The organism is Pseudomonas sp. FW305-7 (assembly GCF_058786735.1).
On sequence record NZ_JBYSZA010000033.1, the window covers coordinates 1 to 22,725 of the forward strand.

23 protein-coding genes are annotated in these 22,725 nt (G+C 61.3%); 18 read left to right on the forward strand and 5 right to left on the reverse strand.

The window, feature by feature from the left end; translation table 11 throughout:
* Positions 1-58 precede the first annotated feature (58 nt).
* Positions 59-352, reverse strand: coding sequence for a hypothetical protein (locus AC3WMT_RS26945; protein ID WP_007914623.1), 294 nt, complete (start codon positions 350-352; stop codon positions 59-61).
* Positions 353-594: 242 nt separating this feature from the next.
* Here AC3WMT_RS26945 and AC3WMT_RS26950 point away from each other — a divergent pair, with 242 nt between their 5' ends.
* The 5 genes from AC3WMT_RS26950 (at position 595) to AC3WMT_RS26970 (ending at position 5,118) form a co-directional block, all read left to right on the forward strand.
* The gene (locus AC3WMT_RS26950) at positions 595-897 is read left to right on the forward strand and encodes a MazG-like family protein (protein ID WP_007951009.1); all 303 of its coding nucleotides are present in this window, start codon (positions 595-597) and stop codon (positions 895-897) included.
* Complete coding sequence (locus AC3WMT_RS26955; protein ID WP_103306305.1) at positions 897-1,646, forward strand: methyltransferase; 750 nt, start codon at positions 897-899, stop codon at positions 1,644-1,646. The genes AC3WMT_RS26950 and AC3WMT_RS26955 overlap by 1 nt, the downstream gene beginning before the upstream one ends.
* A 12-nt stretch (positions 1,647-1,658) precedes the next feature.
* The gene (locus AC3WMT_RS26960; RefSeq protein ID WP_103306304.1) at positions 1,659-2,267 is read left to right on the forward strand and encodes a DUF4136 domain-containing protein; all 609 of its coding nucleotides are present in this window, start codon (positions 1,659-1,661) and stop codon (positions 2,265-2,267) included.
* 54 nt (positions 2,268-2,321) lie between these two features.
* Positions 2,322-2,879: a DUF4136 domain-containing protein gene (locus tag AC3WMT_RS26965; protein ID WP_103306303.1), complete on the forward strand. Its 558-nt coding sequence runs from the start codon at positions 2,322-2,324 to the stop codon at positions 2,877-2,879.
* Positions 2,880-3,129: 250 nt separating this feature from the next.
* Positions 3,130-5,118: a pilus assembly protein TadG-related protein gene (locus AC3WMT_RS26970; RefSeq protein ID WP_103306302.1), complete on the forward strand. Its 1,989-nt coding sequence runs from the start codon at positions 3,130-3,132 to the stop codon at positions 5,116-5,118.
* On the opposite strand, the gene AC3WMT_RS26975 is transcribed toward AC3WMT_RS26970, so the two are convergent.
* A complete protein-coding gene (locus AC3WMT_RS26975; RefSeq protein WP_103306301.1) occupies positions 5,115-7,850 on the reverse strand; it encodes a PAS domain-containing sensor histidine kinase in 2,736 nt (911 codons plus the stop codon). The genes AC3WMT_RS26970 and AC3WMT_RS26975 overlap by 4 nt on opposite strands.
* Positions 7,847-8,287, reverse strand: a complete 441-nt coding sequence (locus AC3WMT_RS26980) for a TadE/TadG family type IV pilus assembly protein (RefSeq protein WP_103306300.1) — start codon at positions 8,285-8,287, stop codon at positions 7,847-7,849. Before AC3WMT_RS26980 ends, AC3WMT_RS26975 begins: the two co-directional genes overlap by 4 nt.
* 75 nt (positions 8,288-8,362) lie before the next feature.
* Between AC3WMT_RS26980 and AC3WMT_RS26985 the strand changes: the two genes are divergently transcribed.
* Together AC3WMT_RS26985 and AC3WMT_RS26990 are read left to right on the forward strand one after the other, a co-directional pair.
* Positions 8,363-8,833 (forward strand): prepilin peptidase, encoded by a 471-nt coding sequence (locus AC3WMT_RS26985; RefSeq protein ID WP_103306299.1) that lies wholly within the window; start codon positions 8,363-8,365, stop codon positions 8,831-8,833.
* A gap of 124 nt (positions 8,834-8,957) precedes the next feature.
* Positions 8,958-9,731: a response regulator transcription factor gene (locus AC3WMT_RS26990; RefSeq protein WP_103306307.1), complete on the forward strand. Its 774-nt coding sequence runs from the start codon at positions 8,958-8,960 to the stop codon at positions 9,729-9,731.
* A 28-nt stretch (positions 9,732-9,759) separates the two neighbouring features.
* On the opposite strand, the gene AC3WMT_RS26995 is transcribed toward AC3WMT_RS26990, so the two are convergent.
* A complete protein-coding gene (locus AC3WMT_RS26995; RefSeq protein WP_103306298.1) occupies positions 9,760-10,176 on the reverse strand; it encodes a response regulator in 417 nt (138 codons plus the stop codon).
* Positions 10,177-10,235: 59 nt separating this feature from the next.
* Positions 10,236-10,439, reverse strand: a complete 204-nt coding sequence (locus AC3WMT_RS27000) for a Flp family type IVb pilin (RefSeq protein ID WP_103306297.1) — start codon at positions 10,437-10,439, stop codon at positions 10,236-10,238.
* Between the two features lie 338 nt (positions 10,440-10,777).
* On the opposite strand from AC3WMT_RS27000, the gene cpaB reads away from it, so the two are divergent.
* From cpaB to AC3WMT_RS27055, 11 genes are all read left to right on the forward strand, one after another.
* A complete protein-coding gene (gene cpaB, locus AC3WMT_RS27005) occupies positions 10,778-11,725 on the forward strand; it encodes a Flp pilus assembly protein CpaB (RefSeq protein ID WP_103306296.1) in 948 nt (315 codons plus the stop codon).
* 21 nt (positions 11,726-11,746) lie between these two features.
* The gene (locus AC3WMT_RS27010; RefSeq protein ID WP_103306295.1) at positions 11,747-13,018 is read left to right on the forward strand and encodes a type II and III secretion system protein family protein; all 1,272 of its coding nucleotides are present in this window, start codon (positions 11,747-11,749) and stop codon (positions 13,016-13,018) included.
* Positions 13,015-14,205 (forward strand): CpaE/TadZ family protein, encoded by a 1,191-nt coding sequence (locus AC3WMT_RS27015; RefSeq protein WP_103306294.1) that lies wholly within the window; start codon positions 13,015-13,017, stop codon positions 14,203-14,205. Before AC3WMT_RS27010 ends, AC3WMT_RS27015 begins: the two co-directional genes overlap by 4 nt.
* A complete protein-coding gene (locus AC3WMT_RS27020; RefSeq protein ID WP_103306293.1) occupies positions 14,202-15,473 on the forward strand; it encodes a TadA family conjugal transfer-associated ATPase in 1,272 nt (423 codons plus the stop codon). The genes AC3WMT_RS27015 and AC3WMT_RS27020 overlap by 4 nt, the downstream gene beginning before the upstream one ends.
* Positions 15,474-15,483: 10 nt before the next feature.
* Positions 15,484-16,368, forward strand: coding sequence for a type II secretion system F family protein (locus tag AC3WMT_RS27025; RefSeq protein WP_103306292.1), 885 nt, complete (start codon positions 15,484-15,486; stop codon positions 16,366-16,368).
* Positions 16,365-17,255 carry a type II secretion system F family protein gene (locus AC3WMT_RS27030; RefSeq protein ID WP_103306291.1) on the forward strand — a complete coding sequence of 297 codons (891 nt, stop codon included), beginning with the start codon at positions 16,365-16,367 and terminating at the stop codon, positions 17,253-17,255. The genes AC3WMT_RS27025 and AC3WMT_RS27030 overlap by 4 nt, the downstream gene beginning before the upstream one ends.
* 10 nt (positions 17,256-17,265) lie before the next feature.
* Positions 17,266-17,967 carry a tetratricopeptide repeat protein gene (locus AC3WMT_RS27035; protein ID WP_103306290.1) on the forward strand — a complete coding sequence of 234 codons (702 nt, stop codon included), beginning with the start codon at positions 17,266-17,268 and terminating at the stop codon, positions 17,965-17,967.
* Positions 17,967-18,245: a DUF3613 domain-containing protein gene (locus tag AC3WMT_RS27040; RefSeq protein WP_103306289.1), complete on the forward strand. Its 279-nt coding sequence runs from the start codon at positions 17,967-17,969 to the stop codon at positions 18,243-18,245. Before AC3WMT_RS27035 ends, AC3WMT_RS27040 begins: the two co-directional genes overlap by 1 nt.
* Positions 18,246-18,771: 526 nt before the next feature.
* Positions 18,772-19,134 carry a DUF6124 family protein gene (locus AC3WMT_RS27045; RefSeq protein ID WP_103306288.1) on the forward strand — a complete coding sequence of 121 codons (363 nt, stop codon included), beginning with the start codon at positions 18,772-18,774 and terminating at the stop codon, positions 19,132-19,134.
* Positions 19,135-19,593: 459 nt separating this feature from the next.
* A complete protein-coding gene (locus tag AC3WMT_RS27050; RefSeq protein WP_103306287.1) occupies positions 19,594-19,956 on the forward strand; it encodes a DUF6124 family protein in 363 nt (120 codons plus the stop codon).
* A 342-nt stretch (positions 19,957-20,298) separates the two neighbouring features.
* Entirely contained in the window at positions 20,299-22,704 is a 2,406-nt protein-coding gene (locus tag AC3WMT_RS27055) for an autotransporter family protein (protein WP_103306286.1), read from the forward strand.
* The last annotated feature ends 21 nt before the right edge of the window (positions 22,705-22,725 follow it).

The window sequence follows — 22,725 nt, forward strand, 5'->3', positions numbered from 1 at the left end:
GATCTCGGGGGTGCCGGCCATTCGCGAGCAGGCTCGCTCCCACAGGGGGGCGGTGGTGTTAATGAATAATCCAGCTCAGCAACCACAACCCCAGCAGCAACCAGATAATCCCGGCAATGATCGACGCATTCATGAACGCGCGAATCGCCGACCACAGCAGCATCAACCCGACGATCAGCGCGATGATGCTGATGATCGACGTGTCCATCCCCAGCGTCTTGGCCAGCCCGTCGACAAAGTTGCCACCGGCATTGCTCAGAATGTTGAACAGGCCACTGAGGCCATCAACGATAAAGCGGATGACCGAACCGAGCGCCTGGCCGAGCCATTCGAAAAAGCTTTCTACCTGCATGTGTGCATCCTGATGAAAGAGCTGAGCCTTGGGCCACAACGCAGGTGGCCGAGTTCCCTGCATGATAGTGGGTTTACTCAATCTCTGTGGGAGCGAGCCTGCTTGCGAAGGCGTTGTGTCAGTGACATCAATGGTTGATGACACAGCGCATTCGCGAGCAGGCTCGCTCCCACACTAGATCACCTGCGCTGCTTGCCTTTGGTGGACATCCCCCCGAAGCTATACGCCTTCAGGAGAGCCCGATGAACCTTGTTGAACTGACCGAACGCCTGCACGCCATTCGCGACCGCAATGACTGGCGGCAATTTCACAGCCCGAAAAACCTCGCCATGGCCGCCAGCGTCGAGATGTCCGAACTGGTGGAGATCTTCCAATGGCTGACGGAAGACCAGTCGCGCCAGTTGCCGGCAGACAAACTCGCCCACGCCGGGCAGGAAGTCGGCGATATCGTCCTGTATCTGTTGCTGCTGTGCAGCGAGTTGGGGCTGGACATGAATGAAGTGGTGCGCAGCAAGCTCGCCGACAGCGAACGGCGGTTCAGCTGATGAGCGACCGGCATTTCGATCAGTTGGCGACCCGCTTCGCCGAAAAAATCTACGGCGGCGCCAAAGGCGCGATTCGCCTCGCGGTGTTGCAGGCTGACCTCGCCGAAGCGCTGCCGGATCGTCCGTTGCGCGTACTCGATATCGGCGGAGGTCTGGGCCACATGTCGCTGTGGCTGGCCGAACGCGGGCATGACGTGACCTTTACCGAGCCGGCCGAGCCGATGCTCGAAGGCGCCCGCCAGCGCTTCGCCGAGGCGGGGCAGACCGCGACGTTCATTCAGGCGCCGTGGCAGGAACTCTTCGGGCAACTCACCGAACCGTATGACCTGGTGATCTGCCATGCGGTGCTGGAATGGCTGGCCGAACCCCACGCGATCCTGCCGGTGTTGCACCAACTGACCAAGCCCGGTGGCTGGTTGTCGCTGGCGTTCTACAACCGCGATGCGCTGATTTATCGAAATCTGCTCAAGGGCCATTTCAAGAAGATGCGCAAGAACGACATGGCCGGCGAAAAGCAGAGCCTGACTCCGCAGCAACCTCTCGATCCGAGGGAACTGGCAACGCAACTCGACGGCCTGTGGCAGGTCGAAAGCCAGAGCGGGATACGGGTTTTCCACGACTACATGCCGGTGGAATTCCAGGCCCGCGCCGAACTCGTGGATTTACTCGAGATGGAGCTCGCTCACCGTCGTCACCCAGGCTTCGCCGGGCTTGGGCGTTACTTGCACTGGATCTGCCGGCCGATCTGATCGGAGCGCGAAATGAAAGCACAAGCGGGGTTATTGCTGATCTGTCTGGGGTTGGCCGCCTGCCAGGGCAGCAACCCCTACGTCGCGCAGTCGCAGCCCCTGCCGCCAGCGCCACCGCAAGCGTCCAACACCTTTGATCGCAGCGCTTACCCGGCGCCACCGCGCGATTATGGGCGTTACCGCAGTTGGGCCTGGCTCAACGGGCAGTTGCCGCCGGGCACGGCCTGGGCGGATTCGGCGCAAGTGGCCGAAGCGGTGAGCAATGCGCTGGATCAACGCGGCTTGCGTCCTCTGCACGACAATCGCCCGGCAGACCTGTTCGTCACAGCCAACCTGCGTCTGGAAACCCGCTTGCGTCAGGTCCAGGACGATTACGGCTACGGCGGGTACGGCGGCTATGATCGTTACGGTCGCGGTTACGGCATGTACAACAGCGTGCCGGTCGTGCGCACGTATCAGGAGCAGGTAGTGGTGGTGCGGGTCGATCTGTTCGACGCTGGCACCGGGCAACCGGTGTGGAGTGCCAGCGCCGAAACCGCGAACAAGGGCAGCCAGATCGATCGCACCGATGCGATTCGCGAGGCTGTCGAAAAGGCCATGTCGGCGTATCCTCCCAGTTAGCTTCCGGCTGTCGGGAAGCTCCTGCAGGTTCATGTCTTCAAGTGGAGAACAACCATGTTCCGCCGTCTCGCTTTACTGGCCATGGCCGCGCTGCTCAGTGCCTGCGCCGCCAACCAGGTCAACCATGACTTTGATGCCAGCCGCGACTTTGCCGCCTATCGCAGCTGGAGCTGGAAAGACCCCGCTCTGCAATATCGCCCCGACGATCCACGGATCAAGAGCGACCTGACCGAACAGCGCATCCGCCAGGCCGTCAGCGATCAACTCGATCAGCGTGGCTTGCGCCCTGCCGCCGCGGGCGGCAAAGGTGATTTGAGCGTGCAGACCTACCTGATCGTCGAGGATCGTCAGCAGCAAGTGACGACCAACTACGGTGGCGGTTGGGGTGGCCCGTGGAACGGCTACTGGGGCGCGCCGATGTACAACGAAACGCGCAATATCACCTACAAGGTCGCGACCATCCAGATTGACCTGCTCGACGGCAAGGACGGCAAACTGGTGTGGCGCGGCAGCGATGAGCAGATGCTGGCCAGCAAGCCGAATCCGGAGGATCGCAGCAATGCCATTCGCGAGACAGTCGCCCGCATCCTCTCCAACTACCCACCGCGTTAACTGCCCTTAACATCAATTCGAACCCTGTGGGAGCGGGCTTGCCCGCGATGACGGCGGCACATACAGCACTGATGTGTCTGACCCACCGTTATCGCGGGCAAGCCCGCTCCCACAGGTTCATTGGTTGCCCAAAGTCAGCATTCCATTGCCAAGGGACTGGCTTGTTGCCAGCAGTCTTATCCAGCGCCGTCTACACTCAAATCCACCAATGGAGGTAGCGCTCGGCAGTGCGCCGGCAAAGGAGTGCGCGATGTCGCCTCGTTCGCAATTCAACGGCCCGGCCCGGCAGCGCGGGGCGATCGGTCTGATGGCGGCGCTGACCCTGGGCCTGGCCTTGGTGTGCATGGTCCTGGTGGTCGACAGCGGCCGTTTGTACATGGAGCAACGCCGCTTGCAGCGGGTGGTCGATGTCGCCGCGCTGGAGGCGGTCTCGCGCGGTGGCGATTGCCTGTCAGGTGCCAGCGCCAACGCTTACGCCACCGCCAGTGCGGCGCGCAACGGTTTTACCGTGGGCCAGGGGGCGACTCTTGTCGTGACCTGCGGCACCGTTCAAACCGGTGCCAACAACCTGCGCGCCTTCGCCGCCGATGCCAGCAAGAAAGAAGCCATCAGTGTGGTCGCCACCCGGGTCGTGCCCAGCAGTGTGGCTGCGGCGTTGTACGGGCTGTTTACCCCGGGCAGCGTCTCGCCGACCACTCGCCTCGGCGCTACCGCCGTCGGCGCCTCCTCGATTCTGCCGCCACAGGCGCAATTGACCATCGGCACTACGCTGGCCACCGTCGATGCGAGCAAGTCTGCGCTCCTCAACTCGGTATGGGGGGGCATGCTTGGTGGCAGCCTCAACCTCAGCGTTGCTGGCTGGCAGGGGTTGCTGGACGCCAATATCAACCTGCTCAGTTACCTCAATCAACTGGCGCTCGATGTCAATGTGGATGCCGGCAACTACACCCAACTGTTGAGCAAGAACATCCAGATCGGCCAACTGATCGATACCGCCATCACCGTGCTGACCAAGGGTGGCACCACTACCAGTGTCGCGGTCAACGGCCTGCTCGGGTTGAAGGCCGTGGTCGGCAGCACCGAAGTGGCGCTGGGCAAATTACTGCAGTTGCAGACCGGTGCCACGTCTGCCGCGCTCAATGCCAATCTGCAAGTGTTCCAGTTGCTTGAGGCCGTCGTGCAGGTGGCCAACAGTCAGAACGCGCTGAGCGCGACGGTGCCGTTGAGCATTCCGGGGCTGGTCAACGGCTCGGTCAAAGTCAAAGTCATTCAGCCGCCGCAATTGTCGGCCGTGGGCAACCCGATGCTGGCCAAGGCCGACCCCATGGGTGCCAACCGGATTTACGTGAAAACCGCGCAGGTGCGCACGTTGATCTCGCTGAACCTGCCGGTGCTGTCTGGCGTCGCCGGGCTGGCCAGCGCCATCGTCAGTACGCCGCTGGTGGGCGGATTGACGGACACACTGAACAACCTGTTGCACCTGAACATTGCCGGTACGCTGAACTCGTTGTTTTGCACGCTCGGTGGCACCTGTCAGCGCACGGACCTGAAGATTCTGCCGACGTCGAGCATCGACATTCTCCTGGAAGCTTCGGCCGCCGACAGCCATGTCACCGATTACAACTGCTTGAGCGATGCGACCAAAAGCCTGACCACCCAGACCAACTCCTCACTGGTCAAACTCAAGGTCGGCAAGATCGACGCGACCAATGCGTTTTCATCCTCGGCAGACGTCACGGTGCAGCCGCTGGCGTTGATCGATGTCGGCGTCATCACCTGCACCATTCCACTGCTGGGCCTGGGCTCGGCCACTTGCGATCCCAACTCGCGCAAGCCGTTTTACGGTGGCGGTCTCGGCGTGATGGTGGACACCTCGGTGGCCAGTACCCAGAACATCCACACCTACAATCAGCCACCGGAAATCAAGCAACCGCCGCTGAACTACAGCTTCGGTACACAAGGCGTGGTCAATAGCCTGAAAGGCACGTTGAGCGGGGTTCAGGTGCAAGCCTACAAACCCACCGGTTCGAGCCTGCTGGGCGGTTTGCTCACCACCACTGCGGATGTCCTGGCTGGCGTCAACAACACGCTGGGCGTGGTCATCGACAACTTGCTCAGCCCGGTGCTTGACCCGATCCTCGACAGTTTGCTCGCCAACCTTGGCATCACTCTGAACAAGGTCGATGTCGGCGCCAACCTCAGTTGTCGACCGCCCGGCCAGCCGACCCTGGTGATTTAATCGTTGAGCGCGATCGGCAGCTCGATACAGAACTGAGCACCTTCGTCGCCATTGCGCACACTCAGGCGTCCGCCCATGTTGTCGATGATGCCGTAACTCACCGACAAGCCCAGACCGGTGCCGACGCCAACCGGTTTGGTGGTGAAGAATGGCTCGAAAATGCGCTCCAGCAGACGCGGATCAATGCCGCCGCCGTTGTCCTCGACCCACAACCGCACCACGTGCTCATCGCACTCGGCACGCACGGCGATCCACGGCTGGAAGTCGCGATCCGCCTCGCGCTTGCCGAGCAAGGCATCGCGCGCATTGACCATCAGATTGATCAGCACTTGTTCGAGTTGATCGACATAGCCGCGCACCTGAACCTGAAACTCCGCCTCGTTGACCCGCAACTCGACACCTTTGCCACGCAAGCCTTCCGACAGCAGCGACAGCGTGCCTTCAATGGCATCGAGGGGGTTGAACGGATGCTGTTCGATTTCCGAGCGGCGGCCGAACACGCGCATGTGATCCACCACCCGTGCCGCCCGTTGCACTTGCGCGTCGATGCGATTGAGCTTGTCGGTCAAATAGTCGATCTGCACATCGCCGTTGCCCAGACGCTTGAGCACATTGACGATGGCCATGCGCATCACGTTCAGCGGCTGGTTGATTTCGTGAGCGAGACCGGTGGCCATTTCGCCGAGGGTGGCCATTTTTGCGCTTTGCGTCAGCTGCTGCTGGGAGCGCCGCACCTCGGTGTTGTCGCGTCCCACCGCTTGCACCTCGATCAGGCGACCTTGCTCATCAAACACTCCACGATCCGACCAGACCCACCACGCGTGCTCGCGACCGGGCAGGCGCAAATTGATTTCGGCGCTGCTCACCGGCTGTTCCGGGGTCAATTGCGCCAGGCGCTGGATGAAGGCTTCGCGCTGTTCGTCGGACATCCAGCCGCCCAGATTCACGCCGGGCAATTGCTCGGGCAGGCATTCCAGATACGTCGCCAACGGCCGGTTGCCGAAGGTCAGTGTCAGGTCCGGGCGGTAGCGGCAAATCATCGCCGGCGAGTCTTCCACCAGAATCCGGTAACGCTCTTCGCTGGCCTTGACCTGTTCGGCGGCGAGGGTCGCTTCGGTGACGTCCAGCCACAATCCCACCGCTTCTACGGGCAGGCCGAGATCGTCACGCAGCAGCTTGGCTTCGTCGAGCAGCCAGTGCGCATTGCCCTGACGGTCGAGCACGCGATAGCGCGTGCTCACCGAACCTTCGCGCAGCAACTGGCGTGTGCGTTCGAAATAGCGCGGGCGGTCTTCGGGATAGACGTGTTCGACCAGCCGCCCGTTGTCGCAATCAGCGAGATTCCAGCCGAGCAACGGTTGCAGGCTGGCGCTGAAAAACGTCGGTTGCAGCGCGCCTTCGACATAGCGCTGCACATAGATCACGGCAGGGGCACTGGCGATCAGATTGTCCAGCCGCGCGTGAGCGGCGGCAGCCTGTTGCTGCTGATTCTTGATGTCGCTGATGTCGAGCATGAAGCCCACCAACCGGCGCTCGGCACCGATGCCCAGCGAGCGACCCTGCAAGCGATACCACAAAGGCAACGGCCGATCGCTGGATTGCAGGCGCACACACAATTCCAGTGGCGTGCCTTCGTCCTGCAAGGCTTGCAGATGGCTGCGCAGCTCATCGCGGTCGGCGGGATGCACCTGAGTGAACCAGTCCTGAATCGGTAGCCGTTCCGCTGACAAACCCAGGCTGGCGGCCAGCGCCGGGGCCAGTTGGACTTCGGCGCTGTCGCTGCTGACCTCCCACCAACCGGTGCCGAGCAGCGCTTGCAGCACGTCAAGGCGTTCCAGTTGTTGGTGATGGCGATGCTCGCGCAGGCGCTCCAGTAACGGCGCGGCCACGGCAGCGGCCACCAACAGCCAGTCGTGATCGTTCAGATCCGGTGCCTGTTGCTGCGCGTTATAACTGGCGCAGAGCAACCACGCCGCGACGCCCTGCGCATCGCGGTAGGGCACGGCGAAACCTGCGTGCGGGCCGAACAGCGCGCTCAGGCGCGGTTGTTCGCTGGCCAGCAAACGTTGCGGCAAGGCGCCGTTGAGACTGTCGAGGCCAGTGCCCAGACGCTGCTGATCACGCCATATCTGCGGTGCCTGCAACGCGGCGTAATGCTGATGAACCTGCCAGCCCTGGCCTTGCTCATCGAGCAGTGCCACCGCCAGACAAGGGATGTGTAAATGCTGACTCAGGCGTTGCAACTGTTCGCCCAGTACCTCGGGCAAGCGGGCGAGGCTGCCCAGGCGCAACTGATCGCGAACCTGCGTGGCCAACAACTGGCATTGCTCGCGACTGCGGGTCTGCCGGCGTTCGCCGAGCAGGTCGCCGATGTCGAGCAACTGCAGCAGCCAGCCGTCACCTTGCGCCTGCACCCAGCCGCGTAAATGCAGCGGCGGACCGGCGAGGCTGAAAAAATCCAGGTCGAGCAACTGGCCTTGCCAATCGGCTGGTCGCCCCTCCAGCGCGAGGCTGCTGTGTGGCAACACATACTCCAGCAACGGCGCGGGATGGCTGGTGGACATCCGCTGCGCGAGTACATGGCGCAGCGGCCCGCTCAGATGAAGGACCTGGCCATCGCCATCCAGATGCAGTTGCAGGCCGACGCTCGGCACCACAGGGTTGTCCAGCGGCTGGACCGTTTCGGGGTGTCGATTGAGCAGGCGACCGAACAGCTTGTCACCGGAACTCAAAATTGCAGGCTCGACGAGGCGCGTAGCGTCGCGGGCAGGCGCGGTACCGAACCGATGCCCGGCAACACCAGAAACGGCAGTGCCTGATTCAATTTGCTGGTGGGATAGTTGATGGTCACGGTCAGCACGCCGCCGGTATAGGTGATGGTGCTGTCCGAGGCGGCGTTGAAGTTCAAGGCGCCGGGCAGCCACGCCAATTGCCGGGTCAGCTCGGATCTGGCAGTGGCCGTGACGGCGGCGGGGTAATTGGCGGTGGCCGGATCAAGTGCCACGCTGCGGCGCACGGCTTCGGCCGTCGATTCATTGAACGACTGCATCAGCAACAGCGGCAGGCTGTAGCTGACCAGACCATAAAACACGGCAAAAAAAACGATGAACACCAAGGCGAATTCGATGGCGACAGCGCCTTTTTGCTTGCGGGGGAGGCCGGATTTCATGAGTGCGTCTACCCTGACAATCACTACGTAATATCAGCATAGAATCATTCGGCCAAAACGGACGTTTTTTACCGCATGCACAGCTTTGTCCTACTGATCTGGCTGACACTTTGTGCGGCGCAGGATGCCCGCCAGCGGCATATCGGCAATGGCCTGACCCTGGGGGTGGGCGGGCTGGCGCTGGGATACTTGTTGATCACCGGTCACACCTGGCTCGGCGCCGACATGGCGCAAGCAGGCTGGGCAGTGCTGCTGGCCGTGGTGCTTTCTATTCCTGGTTATATCCTGAAACGTTTTGGCGCCGGCGATGTGAAATTAATGACAGCCTTGGCGCTTGCGACGGACGGTACGCTGCTGCTCGGCGCGTTCATCGGTGCAGCGCTGTCCAGCGCCCTGTGGATCCTGCTGGTGCCAAAACTCTGGCTGCATATGAGTCAAGGGCTTAGAGAACGTCTTCGATATCTAGGGCCAGACAAGTCAAAAAAGCTGCCATTTGCACCGTTCGTGCTGATCGGAACAGTGCTGACTTTGCTTTGGATCCATTAGTCGCCGCATGCCACTACTGCTATGTACATAGTCGGAAAGTGCGTCTACTTTCAAATCAACGTTGTACAGCTTCGCGCTGTCAGTACAGGAACGGTCAGCCTTTGGCCTGGGCATGGAGTGGCAAGTGAACAAGCTTACGTCTGCGATAAAGGTGCTGGTGGTCGACGATCAGCCGCTGATTGTCGAGGAACTCTGCGAATTCATCGAAAGCAGCGGCTACCGTTGCGTGCCTTGCGAATCGAGCAAGCAGGCGATCGAACAATTCGTCGAAGATCCCGCCATCGGCCTGGTCCTGTGTGACCTGCATATGCCGGACATGGACGGCATTCAACTGGTGCAGGAACTGCAACGGCTGGCGGGCAAGCATCGCGTGTTCGAAGCCATCATGCTCACCGGTCGCGCCGACAAACAGGACGTGATCAAAGCCTTGCGCGCCGGGATCGCCGACTACTACCAGAAACCGATTGATCTGGACGAACTGCTCGAAGGTCTGCAACGCCAGGAAGTGGCATTGCAGGAACGGCAGAAAACCCTGCAATTGGGCCATCTGAATCAGAAGCTGCAATACCTCTCCGAGTCGATCGACGATCTCTACCAGGACCTCGACAAAGTTCGCCGTGGCCCCGCGCCTGCAAGTGACGACACGTCGGCTGAGCTGGAAGGCGTGGAGATACCGGCGATTTTCAATCAGTTGTCGCCACGTCAGCTCGACGTCGCAAGGTTGGTTGGCAAGGGCCAGACCAACTATCAGATCGCCTGTGAATTGGGCATTACCGAGAACACGGTAAAACTCTATGTCTCGCAAGTGCTGCGTCTGACGCACATGCATAACCGCACCCAATTGGCCCTGGCCTTATCACCCGGCAACTCGGGACGGCAACGGGTGACCGCGCACTGACTTCAACTGACCCCCGCACTCAACGGGGTCATACCCCGCGAACGCTGCTGACCTTGGGTTTGGGAAACAGATTGTCCAGGGTTTCCAGCAAGCGCACGTGATAGATCGGCTTACGGAACAGATCCAGCACCTGCAAGCGCAGCATGTCGCTGACGTCCTCCATGTCCGCGTGCCCGGAGGTGACGATCACCGGCAGATGCTGGCGCGAGGTGTGCTCACGCAGGCGCTTGATCAGCGACATGCCGCTTTCTTCCGGCATGCGCAGATCGGTGATCACCAAGGCGATATCGGGATGGCGGGTCAGATGGTGCAGGGCGAGTTTTACCGACGTCGCGGTGTGACAGGTGAAGCCTTCGCCCTCCAGCAACTCCGCAAGCTCCAGCAGTGCGTCCTCCTCATCGTCGACGAGGAGCAACTGCTGGCGTGGAGTGTGTGAGGAGTTCATAGGCAACACCTGCAATGGACTGAGTGCTGACGGTAGAACCCAATGGCTGCATTGACAAGTTATCCGCCGAGCGCGGTCTGGATCTGGGTCAGAATCGCGGTGACACGCGTGCCGATGCCCGAACCGAACGCGGCAATCACCAGCGCCACCAGACCGACCACCAACGCGTACTCGATGGCGGACGCGCCTTCAGTGTCTTTGGTCAGACCTTTGAAAAATGTGGTCGTGGATTTGATCTTTTGAACAATGAGGGAATACGACATGAGAATTCTCCTTGAGCACGCCAGGTGTTGCGCGTTCGCAACATGATTTCCCTGTGCCAGCATCAGCATTGTCGGCATTTCTCGAGCCTACAACTGTAAGAACGGATTAACCCTAAAGTAGTAGGGGGCCGATTCACGGCATAAAACGACATTTGGCGCTTCAGGCCTCTACTTTCGTTGGATATTTCCGCCTTCGTAATGGCGTTTTGTTCGGGCTGCGCTACCGTCAAATAGCGAAATAGTTACTTGTTCATAGCTGCCTGATTGCGAAGTTATCTCGTTGAACGTCACGGGTCACTGCAAGAGAGACAAAGCGCAGCGGGAAAGGGAGAGCCGTCATGAACAGTCGCGTCACTTTGGGTCTGGCCGGGTTGTTTCTGGTGGGCGCCATCATTGCCGGATATTGGGGGCTGACATTGAGCCGGCCATCAGTGGCCGAACCGGTCGCTGCACCTGCCGTGGTGCCGGTCGTACCGCCCGCCGCCAAGGCCGAACCCGTGGAAGACCCCACACGCCAACCCGTCGTTGTGCTGCTGCGCGACATCGCCCCTTTCGTGAAAATCACCGCGGCTGACGTTGCCGTGGAAAAACTGCGCACTGCCCCCGCCGGCAGTCTGGGCAACGTCGATCAAGTGATCGGCCGCACGCCGTGGCGGCCCTTGAGTGCCGGCAGCTGGTTGAATGAAGAAAGCTTCGAACCCGGTAGCCAACTGGCACGGATGATTCGTCCCGGTGAGCGCGCACTGGCCGTGGCGGTGGATGAAGTGATCAATGTCGGCGGGCAATTGGCGCCCGGCGATTACGTCGATGTGCTGCTGTTTCTGCGCAAGGACGAAAGCAATCCACAGGCCTCGGCGCAACTGGTGGTTCCGGCGGTGCGAGTGCTCGTGGTCGGCAGCCAGAGCGGCCTGACCAACGACGGCCAGCCAAGCAGCCCCGCGCGCAGTGACGACGAACGATTGAAACAGGAACAGCAACGCATGGCCGCACGCAGCGTGGTGCTGGCCGTGCCTGAGCCGTTGCTCAACCGCTTGATGCTGGCCTCCGGCGCCGGGGTGTTGCGCTTGGCAGTGCGCAGCGCCGATGAGCAACAACTGGCGAAATACTGGGCTGGCGAAAGCGATGTCGCCACCCGTCTCGACACGCCGCGCCGCGACCTGCTCGAGTTCAGCCAGTTGTCCCTGGCAGCACCGCCAAAACCACTCGCGGTGGCCGGGCAACCGACGGCGCGCAAACCCACCGTGGAAGTCATTCGCGGTGCCGAAAACGCTCAACCCACTCCCTGATTCGAGCAAGGACGCCTTTACATGCGCACACGCTTTACGCCCCTGTTCAACGGCTTGTTCCGCGCCTCGCTGCTGAGCGTCGCCTCGATCGGCACGGCCGTTGCCGCCGCGAGCAACTGCGCCGCCCTCGGTCCGTTGCCGGCGACACTGGAAGTCGGCGAAGGCCTGCAACAGGCGTTGCAATCTCCCGTGGCAATCACCCGGGTGGCGGTGGGCGATCCGAAAATCGCCGACGTGCGCGTGACCGGCGATCAGGGCATCCTGCTCACCGGCGTCGCGCCCGGCGCCACCACACTGATGATCTGGAGCGCGTGTGCCAGTGCCCCGCGCCAGAGCATGGTGTTCGTACAAGGCAAGGCGAGTGCGGCGATGAAGGCGGTCTCATTGCCGGCCTCCGACGACCCGAATCTGCCCTCGCAAGTGCAGACCGACATTCGCTTCGTTGAAGTCAGCCGCACCAAACTCAAAGAGGCCGGCACCTCGATCTACGGCAAAGGCTCGAACAATTTCCTCTTCGGTGGACCGGGCACGGTGCCCAACACCGGGGTCACGCCCGGCGTCGTGCCGCTGAACAATATCGACCCGCGCATCGCGGTGCCGAGCATCCCGCTGGCCAACGACATGTTCAACATCGTCTGGGGCGGCGGCAGCAGCAAATTCCTCGGCATCGTCAACGCACTGGAAGGCAGCGGATTCGCCTACACCCTGGCGCGCCCGAGTCTGGTGGCGTTGAGCGGGCAGAGCGCAAGTTTCCTCGCCGGCGGTGAAATCCCGATCCCGGTGCCCAGCGCCAACAGCAACAGTTACTCCATCGAATACAAGGAATTCGGCATCCGCCTGACCCTGACGCCGACGGTGGTCAGTAGTGACCGCATCGCCCTGAAAGTGGCACCCGAAGTCAGCGAGCTGGATTACAACAACGGCGTGACCATCGGCGGCACCAAAGTGCCGGCCTTCACCATTCGCCGCACCGACACCAGCATCTCGCTGGCCGATGGCGAAAGCTTTGTCATCAGCGGTTTGATCAGCACGCAAAACGCCTCCCAGGTGAACAAGTTTCCCGGGTTGGGCGACATTCCGGTACTCGGTGCATTTTTCCGTAACTCCTCGATCAACCGAGAGGAGCGCGAGCTGCTGATGATCGTCACCCCGCATCTGGTTCAACCGCTGGCCGTCAACGCACCGTTGCCTTCGCTGCCGGGTGAAAAACTGCGCAACTACGACCCGAACTGGTATCGCCTGTACTTCCTCGAAAACGGCAACTTCGATAAACGCAGCGGGTTATCGCAATGAGCCAGAGCCTCAGTCAGACCTTCCTCGCCATCACCCGCAACGACACCGATCTTGAGTGGTTGCAAGGTGCGCTGGCGCCGCTCGGGCAAGTGGTCAGCGCCGGGGGCGGCAGCCTTGACGAGTTGCTGGCGCTGGTCGACGTGACCTTCGCCAGCCTGGTCTTCGTCGGGCTCGATCGCGATCATCTGGTGGCCCAGAGCGCCTTGATCGAAGGCGTGCTGGAAGCCAAACCGATGCTCGCCATCGTCGCCCTCGGTGACGGCATGGACAATCAGTTGGTGCTCAACGCGATGCGTGCCGGGGCGCGGGATTTTGTCGCCTACGGTTCACGCTCCAGCGAAGTCGCCGGGCTGGTGCGGCGCCTGAGCAAACGCCTGCCAGCCGTGACGCCGAACGCCCAGCTCGGTGGCTTGACCGTGCTCTACGGCGTGCAAAGCAACGCCGACGGCGCGCTGCTCGCCAACCACATGGCGCTGGTGGTGCAGAAGAGCGGCCAGCAAACCCTGTTGCTCGATCTGGGTTTGCCGCGCGGTGACAGCCTGGCCTTGCTCGGGCTTGAGAGTTCGTTCCATTTTGGCGATGCGCTGCGCCACTTGCGGCGGCTCGATGCGACCCTGATCGACAGCGCCTTCACCAGTGCCGAGGCCGGCCTGCGCATTCTCGCCTACGCGCCTGGCGACGAACCGCTGGAGCGCACCAGCGCCGCCGAGTTGTACATGTTGCTCAGTGCCCTGCGCCAACACTTCCAGCACATCGTCGTCAACCTCACCGGCCAGCCCGACAGTGAGGCGTTGCGCACTTTTGTTAGCCATTGCGACAAGCTGTTGTGGTACACCGACCAGAATGTGCTCGACTGCCGGCGCAACCTCGCCGTGCTCAATCTGTGGCGTGAAAAAGGCATGAAACTCGACCACGGCCGGCTGCTGGTGGATCGCTACCTGCGCAACGTTGCGCCGGATTCCGAGACCCTCGGCAAGACCTTCGGCCTGGAGGTGATTGCGGTACTCGCGTTCAGCCCGGAGATCCGTCTCAACGCAAAAAACCAAGGCGTGACCCTCTTCGAACTGGCCCCGCGTGAGGCCATCAGCCAAAGCCTGCGCACCCTTGGCGAACGCTTGGCGAAACGCTCCGAAGGCCTGGCCAAACCCAAGGCCAACTGGTTCAACCGCTTGCGAGGCACCTCATGAACGGCGAACAACTGTTCGGCGGGCCGCAGCGCCATGCCTCCGGCAACACCGATCACGATGGCCTGAAACTGGTGCTGCACCGCTACATCATCGACGCCATCGAAGAGTCCGGGAAAAACCTGCTGGAGGGCTCTCGGCAGGTGCTGTCGCAATTTGTCATCGACAAGGTCGCCGAATACATCGCGCGCCTGCACCTGGCGATTTCTCGTTATGAAATGGAGCGTCTGGCCGAAGAAATCGTCGATGAGCTGACCGGTTTCGGCCCGTTGGAAGTGCTGCTGCGCGACAACGCGGTGACCGAGATTCTGGTCAACGGCCCGCACCGGGTGTTCATCGAACGCGATGGCGTGCTGCACCTCAGCGACTTGCGCTTTATCGATGCGCATCATGTCGAGCGGGTCATGCAACGCATTCTGGCGCCGCTGGGACGGCGCCTCGACGAGTCGTCGCCGATGGTCGATGCGCGCCTGCCGGATGGCAGTCGGGTCAACGCGATCATCCCGCCGATTGCCCTCGACGGGCCGTGTCTGTCGATCCGGAAATTTCGCAAAGACATGCTCAAGAGCACCGACCTGATGGCGATGCAAACCATCGATCAGGCGATCTACGACTTCATCGAGGAAGCCGTGGGCAAGCGCTGCAACATCCTCATCAGCGGCGGCACCGGCACCGGCAAAACCACGTTGCTGAACATCCTCAGCCAGTTGATCAATCCTCACGAACGGCTTGTGACCATCGAAGACGTCGCCGAATTGCAGCTCGGCCATCCCCACGTCGTGCGTCTGGAAACCCGCCCGCCGAACGCCGAAGGCCACGGCGAGGTGAAGGCCAGCGACCTGATTCGCAACGCCCTGCGCATGCGCCCCGACCGGATCATCCTCGGCGAGATTCGCGGCGTCGAAGTGGTCGACGTACTCACCGCGATGAACACCGGCCACGACGGCTCGATGAGCACCGTGCACGCCAACAATGCCCAGGATGCCTTGCTGCGTCTGGAAACCCTGGTCGGCCTGACCGGGCGCACCATCGCCGAACGCACCTTGCGCCAGATGATCTGCGCCGCGCTGGATGTGGTGATTCAACTGACGCGCATGCCCGACGGGCGCCGCTGCGTCAGCGAAGTGGTGGAGGTGGTCGGCGTGCGTGACGACGTCTACGTCACCAACACCCTGTTTCGCCTTGATCGGCGCACTGGCTTCGGCTTCCTCCGCGAGGCGGTCAATCCGGCGGGCGACAAGTTGCGCCGCGAACCGGCGCTCGCGCATTGAGGGCTACGGCATGCTCAAACCGCTGTTGCTGATCGTGATTTGTCTGGCCTTGCTCGGGCTGTCGTTGCGGATGTTTTACACCGGCTGGCGTCAGGGCGGTGCCGAGCGGGTGCTTGATCGGCTTAATCAGGGACAACCCCAACTGACCGCGGATTCGCCGCGCTGGGCCGGTCTTGAACGCGCCTTTTTGCGCGCCGGACTGGGCCGGCCGACCGAGCGCATCGGTGTCTGGCTGCTGCTCTGGGGTTTCGCGGTGCTCATCGGTTTTGCCTTGGCGGGGTGGATCGGTCTGCTGGTGCTGCTCGTGCTGCCACCGCTGGCATTGCGCGTGTATGTCAGTTGGCGCTACCAGCGCCGGTTGCGGCGCATGATCGAGCAACTGCCGCAATTGCTCGATCACACCGTGCGCAGTTTGAAGTCCGGGCGCACCCTCGCCGATGCGGTGCTGGGTGGCATCGAGGCCAGCGAATATCCGCTCAAAGACGCCATGGGCCGGGTCCAGCGTAACGTGCAGTTGGGCGTGAGCCTGCCGGACGCCGCGTCGGATCTGGCCGAGCTGTACGAGCGTGATGAGTTTCGCCTGTTTGCCCTCGGTCTCAAGGTCAATCATCGCTACGGCGGCAACGCCAGCGAGTTGCTGGAAAACCTCATCAAGATGATCCGCGAGCGTGATCAGGCCTCCCGCCAATTACGCGCCATGACCGGTGAAACCCGTCTCACGGCCTGGGTGCTGGGTTTGTTGCCGATCATCATGGCCGGGTACTTCCTGATGGCCAATCCGATTTATCTGGTCGCCATGTGGCACGACCCGTCCGGGCAGCGAATGCTGGCCACGGCGTTCGGCATGCAGGTGATCGGCAGTCTTCTACTCTGGCGGATGCTGCGCAGCCTATGAGCACGCCCCTGATGATCAGCGCCGTGCTGTTGCTCGGCGCCGCGCTGTTGCTGCTGGTCAGCCTGTTGGAGCAGCGCCGCCGCACCCGGCAAGTCAGCCGTCGACTGGAGGGCGACCTGCTGCGGGAAAACCGTTTCGGCAATCTGCTGCAAGTGCTCGGCGACAGCAAGGTCGGCCAGCGCAGCGTCAAACTCGACAATGAAACCCAGGCCCTGCTCAACCGTCTGGGCTGGCGCAGCGCGCGCCAGCGTTCGTTGTTCGCTGCCTGCCAGATCGGCTCACCGTTATTGCTGCTGGCGCTGACGGTGTTGCTGCAATCGGTGTTTTTCCCCGCCGTGGAAAAGCAGTGGATCGCGCCGTTGTTCGCCCTCGGCGTCGGCTATCTGTTGCCCAAGCGACTGCTGGTGATTGCGGTCGCCCGACGGCAAAAACAACTGGCGACCGAGATCGGCACATTCATTCCGCTGCTGCGCATCCTCTTCGAATCCGGCATGGCCGTGGAGCAGGCATTACGTGTCCTCAGCCATGAGGGTCAGGCCTTGCTGCCGGTGCTGACTCAGGAGCTGCGTCTGGTGCTGGCGCGTGTCGACTCGGGTCTTGAACTGGGCGAAGAACTGAACAAGGCCACGCAATTGCTGGCGGTGGATGAGTTCACCGACACCTGCGTGATCCTCCAGCAACTGCTGCATCAGGGCGGCGGCGCGATGAAGTCGCTGCTGTCGCTCAAGCAATTGCTCGATGACCGACGCCTGACGCGTCTGCAGGAATACATCTCGAAGATGTCCGCGAAAATGTCCGTCGTGATGATGCTGTTTCTCTTCCCGGCGTTATTGATTGTCCTCGCCGGCCCGGGCTTCACTGCCCTGGCGAAAGCGTTGGGTGCATGAAGGAGTGGTGATGAAAGCAATGATTGCAGGCATGTGTTTGTTGATGCTCGGTGGCTGCGCCAATACCGGGCAGAACCCGTGGGAGGCGCTGACCAACAGCGCCAGTTGCGGCAAGTTGAGTTCCGATCAGCAACTGTCGCTGAACCTGGCCGATGACATGGCCAATGACGGCAAGCTGCACGCCAGCCTGGCCAACCTGCAAAGCCTGCCGGACAACCTTGCCGATGTGCGTTTGCGCAAGGCCAAGGTCTATCGCCTGCTCGGGCGCAGCGAGGCCGAACCGTTGTATCGCAGCCTGCTCGGCACCTGCCTCGCTGCCGAGGCCGAGCATGGTCTGGGCCAACTCGCCGCAGCGAAATCCGACTACGGCCAGGCGCAAGCGCACCTGCAACGTGCGGCACGGTTGGCGCCGACCGACGAAAAAATCCGCAACGACCTCGGCGTGGTTTACCTCAACCAGTTGCGCATCGAAGACGCACGCTTCGAATTCCTCACCGCCATGGAGCTCAAGCAGAGCGATCAACTGGCGGCGCTGAATCTGGTCACGCTGTTGCTCTATCAGGACGACTGGACCCGCGCCGCCGAACTGGTCGGCCGTCTCGGTCTGAGCCCGGCGCAATTCAGTGAGGCCCAGAGCCGCGCGGAAAAACTCAAGTCGCCGAGTCGCGCCACCGTCGCTGTCACGGCGATGCTCAAGTCAGGAGAACTGTGATGAAAACCGCGATGTTTTGTCTGGGCTTGTTGGCACTGCCGCTGACCAGCCACGCCATCGACGCCGGCCCGGCCTCGGCCCAGCAACAGGAAACCGAAGGCTGGCTGCAACTGCAGGGCCGCAACAAAGTCGCCTCGCCGAAAATGCAAACGGCCACGCCGACCGAGCGTGAACTGACCATGCAGCGTTGGCTGAAAAGCTATCAGCACGAGATCCCGCAGTTTTTCGATCAGGAGCAGGGCGGCAAGGTCGACAGTGGCTCGGGGGGCGGGGGCTGACAGTTTTTCAGCAGGTTTACCGCGTCATCGTTCATCGCTGGCAAGCCAGCTCCCACAGGATTTGCATCAGTCTTGGGTTTGCACATGAACCTGGGGAGCCAGTTGCCACAGGATTTGCATCAGTCTTGAATTTGCACACGACCCCTGTGGGAGCGGGCTTGCCCGCGATGAGGCCCGCCCAGTCACCCCATCATCAGTTGTTTAAATATGTGTGGATTTACCGGAACTGTCCCACAAGGTTTTCAGGTTGTCCGTCGGACGTGCGCTCACTAGTCTTGGGCGGTCGCTGACCTCTCAGCGATCGGGTGTGGAAACCTGAATTCTAAGTAGATGCACTGCATCAGCACCGTAATCGTTGCCGACGTCTTCGTTCGTCTGCAAACTGCGTCGCGGCGGCTGTGCGTGGGCAGACTTCGGTCTGGCCGGTTGCCTACTTATCGGTTTTCCACCCTGCGTACAGCTGCCACCTTTTTATCGTGTGGAAACGATCGGGAGGTGGCTCCAACAGCCAAGCAGGAGCTTTTTCATGGACAAACTGATTCCCGACCCACCCCTCGAAACCACCACCCCGCTCGAAGAAATCCTGCGCGCCGAGGACCAGGCCAGAAACCGCGAAGCCATCAAACGCGCCCTCGATTTCTACCTCTGCCCCAACCCCGTCAAACCCCGCCAACCCAGCACGATGTTCCTCGTCAACCCGAGTGTCGACACCGAAAGCCTGCTCGCCCACGCTTGCGAATCACTGGCCAGTGCCAGCGCGGCGACCAGCAACTTCGCCAATGAACTGAGCGGCACGCAGCGCAGCACGGTGTTGGGCATCCAGCAGGTTGTCATGCTCGCCGAACTGGCGGTGAACCGCGCGCTGGACCGGGTGGACCCACAGACCTGATCCGCAGGTTTACCGCGTTATCGTTCATCGCTGGCAAGCCAGCTCCCACAAGGTCATGTGCTGATTCAAGACTGATGCAAAACCTGTGGGAGCTGACTTGCCAGCGAGGCCCGCCCAGCCATCCCATCGGCAGTTGTTTAAATATGTGTGGCATTTCCGGAACTGTCCCACAAGGTTTTCAGGTTGTCCGTCGGACGTGCGCTCTCTAGTCTTGGGCGGTCGCTGACCTCTCAGCGATCGGGTGTGAGAACCCGGCAACTTATGGTCATTCAGTATCTGTGCACGCATAATCGCCGCCAGCTATCCGCTGTTGGTTTGCGTCATGGCGGCTGTGTGCGGGCAGACTTCGGTCTGGCCGGGTGTCCATAACCGGTATTCTCACCCCGCATATAGCTGCCACCTCTTTGCCCCGTGAGAATGGCAAAGGGGTTGCGCTGAAGACTGTGGAGAACTGTTGCAATGGACAAACTGATTCCCGACCCACCCCTCGAAACCACCACCCCCCTCGAAGAAATCCTGCGCGCCGAGGACCAGGCCAGAAACCGCGAAGCCATCAAACGCGCCCTCGATTTCTACCTCTGCCCCAATCCCGTCAAACCCCGCCAACCCAGCACGATGTTCCTCGTCAATCCGAATGTCGACACCGAAAGCCTGCTCGCCCACGCTTGCGAATCGCTGGCCAGTGCCAGCGCGGCGACCAGTAACTTCGCCAATGAACTGAGCGGCACGCAGCGCAGCACGGTGTTGGGCATCCAGCAGGTTGTCATGCTCGCCGAACTGGCGGTGAACCGCGCGCTGGACCGGGTGGATCCGCAGACCTGATCCGCAGTTTTACCGCGTTATCGTTCATCGCTGGCGAGCCAGCTCCCACAAGGTCATGCGCTGATTCAAGACTGATGCAAAACCTGTGGGAGCTGGCTTGCCAGCGATGAGGCCCTTTCAGCCATCCCAATACTTGTTGCCTGGCCGTTCTGCGTCGGAGCCGCCGCAGTGGGCTATCGAAAAATTGACGCCATCGCTTTGACATTTTAATGGTGTCGAAATGATGGCTCGTGTAGATTGCGCCGCGCCCGGATCAGATGAACTGGTGGGCCGGTAGGGATGCCAAAGTGAATGCGTGAACCCTGCTGAAACCGTATTTGCTGTTTTGGAAGGGAATCTCGCGTGAACACTTCTTGCCTGCGTCGCTCGTTATTGGCGCTTTCCGTTGCTGCTGCCACTTTCAACGCCACGACTGCGTTGGCCGCCACGCTCAATTACGATCTGAGTGGCGGGCCATTGGTCAGCGTCAGGAAAACGTATGACTTCCTCAATCTCGTCGGCTCGATAAACGTTGTGGAGACTTCGCCGTCGGCCATGACCAGCGCCGCGCAGTTTTCCGGATCGCGGGTCAATGTCGAGATGACCAACAAGGCTGCGATCACCATTGATGGTGCCACCCACGGTGTCGGGATCGATATAAAGTCAGCGGGTATTTCCTGGGTCGGACTCGGTTCGAACCTCATTCACGAGGGCTCGATCACCGTCAATGGTCTGGCCGACAGTGGTGATTCGACCGGTATCGCGCTAAAGGACATGCCGATCACGCGTCACCTGCTCAACAGAGGCACTATCACCGTCACCGGCAATAACGCCACAGGGATTTCGCTGATCGGCACGACCATCGGCAACGGTGTGAACAATGACCTCGGTGGCAACATCATCGTCAGTGGTAACAATGCCCGTGGCATTTACATGGAAAACACCCGGCAATCAGCGTCGATCTACAACGTCAAGACGATCAAGGCCACCGGCAATGGCGCAGAAGGGCTGTCATTGAACGGCGCAGCGTTTGTGCCGAGGGCGAGTGACAGTACCGACAGCATTTTCAACATGGGCACCATTTCCGGCGAAAGCATTGGCATCCATGTGAGCAATCAGCCGGCCGCGCAAGGCTCGTTCAATATCACCCTCGGCGGGGGACTGGTCGAAGGCCGAACGGCTGCCATCCAGGTGGACGATGGGCGCAGTTATTTGTACTGGTGGGGCGGCGACATCAAAGGCAATTTGCTCGGCCTGTCCGGGATGGCGGTCGATGGCGAAGTCGACTTCGATGGTTCGCTGATCAAGTCCGGTTACGTGGCCATTCAAAAGGCCACGTTGAGTCTGGTGCAGCCTCACACCACGATCATCGGCAATCTGGACATGGAAGACGCCGAATCGAATATCGCGATGTCGGTCGGCAATGACACCGATATCAACCGGCCGATTCTGACGGTCAGCGGCACCACCGACATCGCACCGGGCGGACACCTGCAGTTGCAGGCGCGCTCCAGCGATTTCCGCACCGCCGCCGCCGGCAACCGATACACCTTGATCAGTTCGGGCAATCTCGTCGGTGGGGAAAACCTCGCCGTCGAGTCGACCTCCGCGCTGCTCTATGTAAAAAGCTATGGCGTGGAAGGCAACGACATCAAGGCATTGGTCAGCACCAAGTCGCAGGAAGTGGTGACGGAAAACACGCTTGATGCCGGTGGCAGCCACAACGCTGCAACGGCGGCAGGACATTTGACCAGCCTGATGTCACGCATCGACGAGCAGGATCCGGTGTTCCAGACCTTCGCCAATGCCAGCACCGATGCGCAACTGGCGCGTCTGTCCGAGTCCCTCAGCCCGGATGTCAGCCGAGGCGTGCTGCACGCCGCCACCAACAGCCAGACGCTGGTCTCCGGCGTGATCAACGAACGCTCCAGCCGCGCGCGCAATACCACCGGTTCGAGCGAAAAAGGCGTGTGGCTGCAAGCCCTGAGCAGCGATGCCAATCAGGACGAGCGCCGCGGTGTGTCGGGTTATGACGCCGACAGCCACGGGATTGCCGTGGGTGCCGATGGCCAGTTGAACGCAGACACGACGCTGGGCCTGGCTTACAGCTACCTCGATACCGACGTGAAATCCGACCTGGGCAGCAAGACCAAAGTCACCGGTCACGCGCTGACGGTCTACGGCAACTGGGTGCATGACAACTGGTTCGTCGACACCTCGTTGATGTACGGCTGGAACGACAACGAGTCCAAGCGCTACATCGCCGGCACCCGCGCCAAGGGTGATTACGACAGTGATGTGTTTGGCGTCAGTGCCCTGGCCGGTTACAGCCTGCGTCTGATGCCGGATGTCGTGCTGGAGCCGCAAGTCGGCGCACGTTACGCCAACGTGGGCATGGATGCGTATCGCGAGAAAGGCAGCGCCGCCTCGCTGAATGTCGGCAGCCAGCGTTACGAAGTCGGTGAGTTGGGCATGGGCGCGCGTCTGGCTGCTGCGTTTGCAGTCGGCGCAGGCAGTCTTGAGCCTGAAGCGAAACTGATGGCCTGGCACGACGTGATTGGCGACAAGGTGTCCACGCAGTCTTCGTTTGTACAGGGCGGCGATTCGTTCACCAGCCGCGGCACCACGCCAGTGCGTGACAGCTATGAACTGGGCCTGGGCGCGAACTACCGGATGGGCGCGTGGAGTGTCGGCGGTGCCTACAACTACGTGACGGCCAGCGGATTTGATTCCGATGGTTTCACGGCGAAGGTGCGTTACGCGTTCTGATCCATCAGATAACCGCGTGAT

Excerpts from the sequence above, each read along its gene's own strand:
- AC3WMT_RS27035 (WP_103306290.1), top strand. The coding sequence starts at position 17,266 with ATGAAAGCAATGATTGCAGGCATGTGTTTGTTGATGCTCGGTGGCTGC.
- AC3WMT_RS26950 (WP_007951009.1), top strand. The coding sequence starts at position 595 with ATGAACCTTGTTGAACTGACCGAACGCCTGCACGCCATTCGCGACCGC.
- AC3WMT_RS26960 (WP_103306304.1), top strand. The coding sequence starts at position 1,659 with ATGAAAGCACAAGCGGGGTTATTGCTGATCTGTCTGGGGTTGGCCGCC.
- AC3WMT_RS26970 (WP_103306302.1), top strand. The coding sequence starts at position 3,130 with ATGTCGCCTCGTTCGCAATTCAACGGCCCGGCCCGGCAGCGCGGGGCG.
- AC3WMT_RS26980 (WP_103306300.1), bottom strand. The coding sequence starts at position 8,287 with ATGAAATCCGGCCTCCCCCGCAAGCAAAAAGGCGCTGTCGCCATCGAA.
- AC3WMT_RS26985 (WP_103306299.1), top strand. The coding sequence starts at position 8,363 with ATGCACAGCTTTGTCCTACTGATCTGGCTGACACTTTGTGCGGCGCAG.
- AC3WMT_RS27030 (WP_103306291.1), top strand. The coding sequence starts at position 16,365 with ATGAGCACGCCCCTGATGATCAGCGCCGTGCTGTTGCTCGGCGCCGCG.
- AC3WMT_RS27000 (WP_103306297.1), bottom strand. The coding sequence starts at position 10,439 with ATGTCGTATTCCCTCATTGTTCAAAAGATCAAATCCACGACCACATTT.
- AC3WMT_RS27015 (WP_103306294.1), top strand. The coding sequence starts at position 13,015 with ATGAGCCAGAGCCTCAGTCAGACCTTCCTCGCCATCACCCGCAACGAC.
- AC3WMT_RS27050 (WP_103306287.1), top strand. The coding sequence starts at position 19,594 with ATGGACAAACTGATTCCCGACCCACCCCTCGAAACCACCACCCCCCTC.
- AC3WMT_RS27040 (WP_103306289.1), top strand. The coding sequence starts at position 17,967 with ATGAAAACCGCGATGTTTTGTCTGGGCTTGTTGGCACTGCCGCTGACC.
- AC3WMT_RS27020 (WP_103306293.1), top strand. The coding sequence starts at position 14,202 with ATGAACGGCGAACAACTGTTCGGCGGGCCGCAGCGCCATGCCTCCGGC.
- cpaB (WP_103306296.1), top strand. The coding sequence starts at position 10,778 with ATGAACAGTCGCGTCACTTTGGGTCTGGCCGGGTTGTTTCTGGTGGGC.
- AC3WMT_RS27025 (WP_103306292.1), top strand. The coding sequence starts at position 15,484 with ATGCTCAAACCGCTGTTGCTGATCGTGATTTGTCTGGCCTTGCTCGGG.
- AC3WMT_RS26965 (WP_103306303.1), top strand. The coding sequence starts at position 2,322 with ATGTTCCGCCGTCTCGCTTTACTGGCCATGGCCGCGCTGCTCAGTGCC.
- AC3WMT_RS26955 (WP_103306305.1), top strand. The coding sequence starts at position 897 with ATGAGCGACCGGCATTTCGATCAGTTGGCGACCCGCTTCGCCGAAAAA.
- AC3WMT_RS26945 (WP_007914623.1), bottom strand. The coding sequence starts at position 352 with ATGCAGGTAGAAAGCTTTTTCGAATGGCTCGGCCAGGCGCTCGGTTCG.
- AC3WMT_RS27010 (WP_103306295.1), top strand. The coding sequence starts at position 11,747 with ATGCGCACACGCTTTACGCCCCTGTTCAACGGCTTGTTCCGCGCCTCG.
- AC3WMT_RS26995 (WP_103306298.1), bottom strand. The coding sequence starts at position 10,176 with ATGAACTCCTCACACACTCCACGCCAGCAGTTGCTCCTCGTCGACGAT.
- AC3WMT_RS27045 (WP_103306288.1), top strand. The coding sequence starts at position 18,772 with ATGGACAAACTGATTCCCGACCCACCCCTCGAAACCACCACCCCGCTC.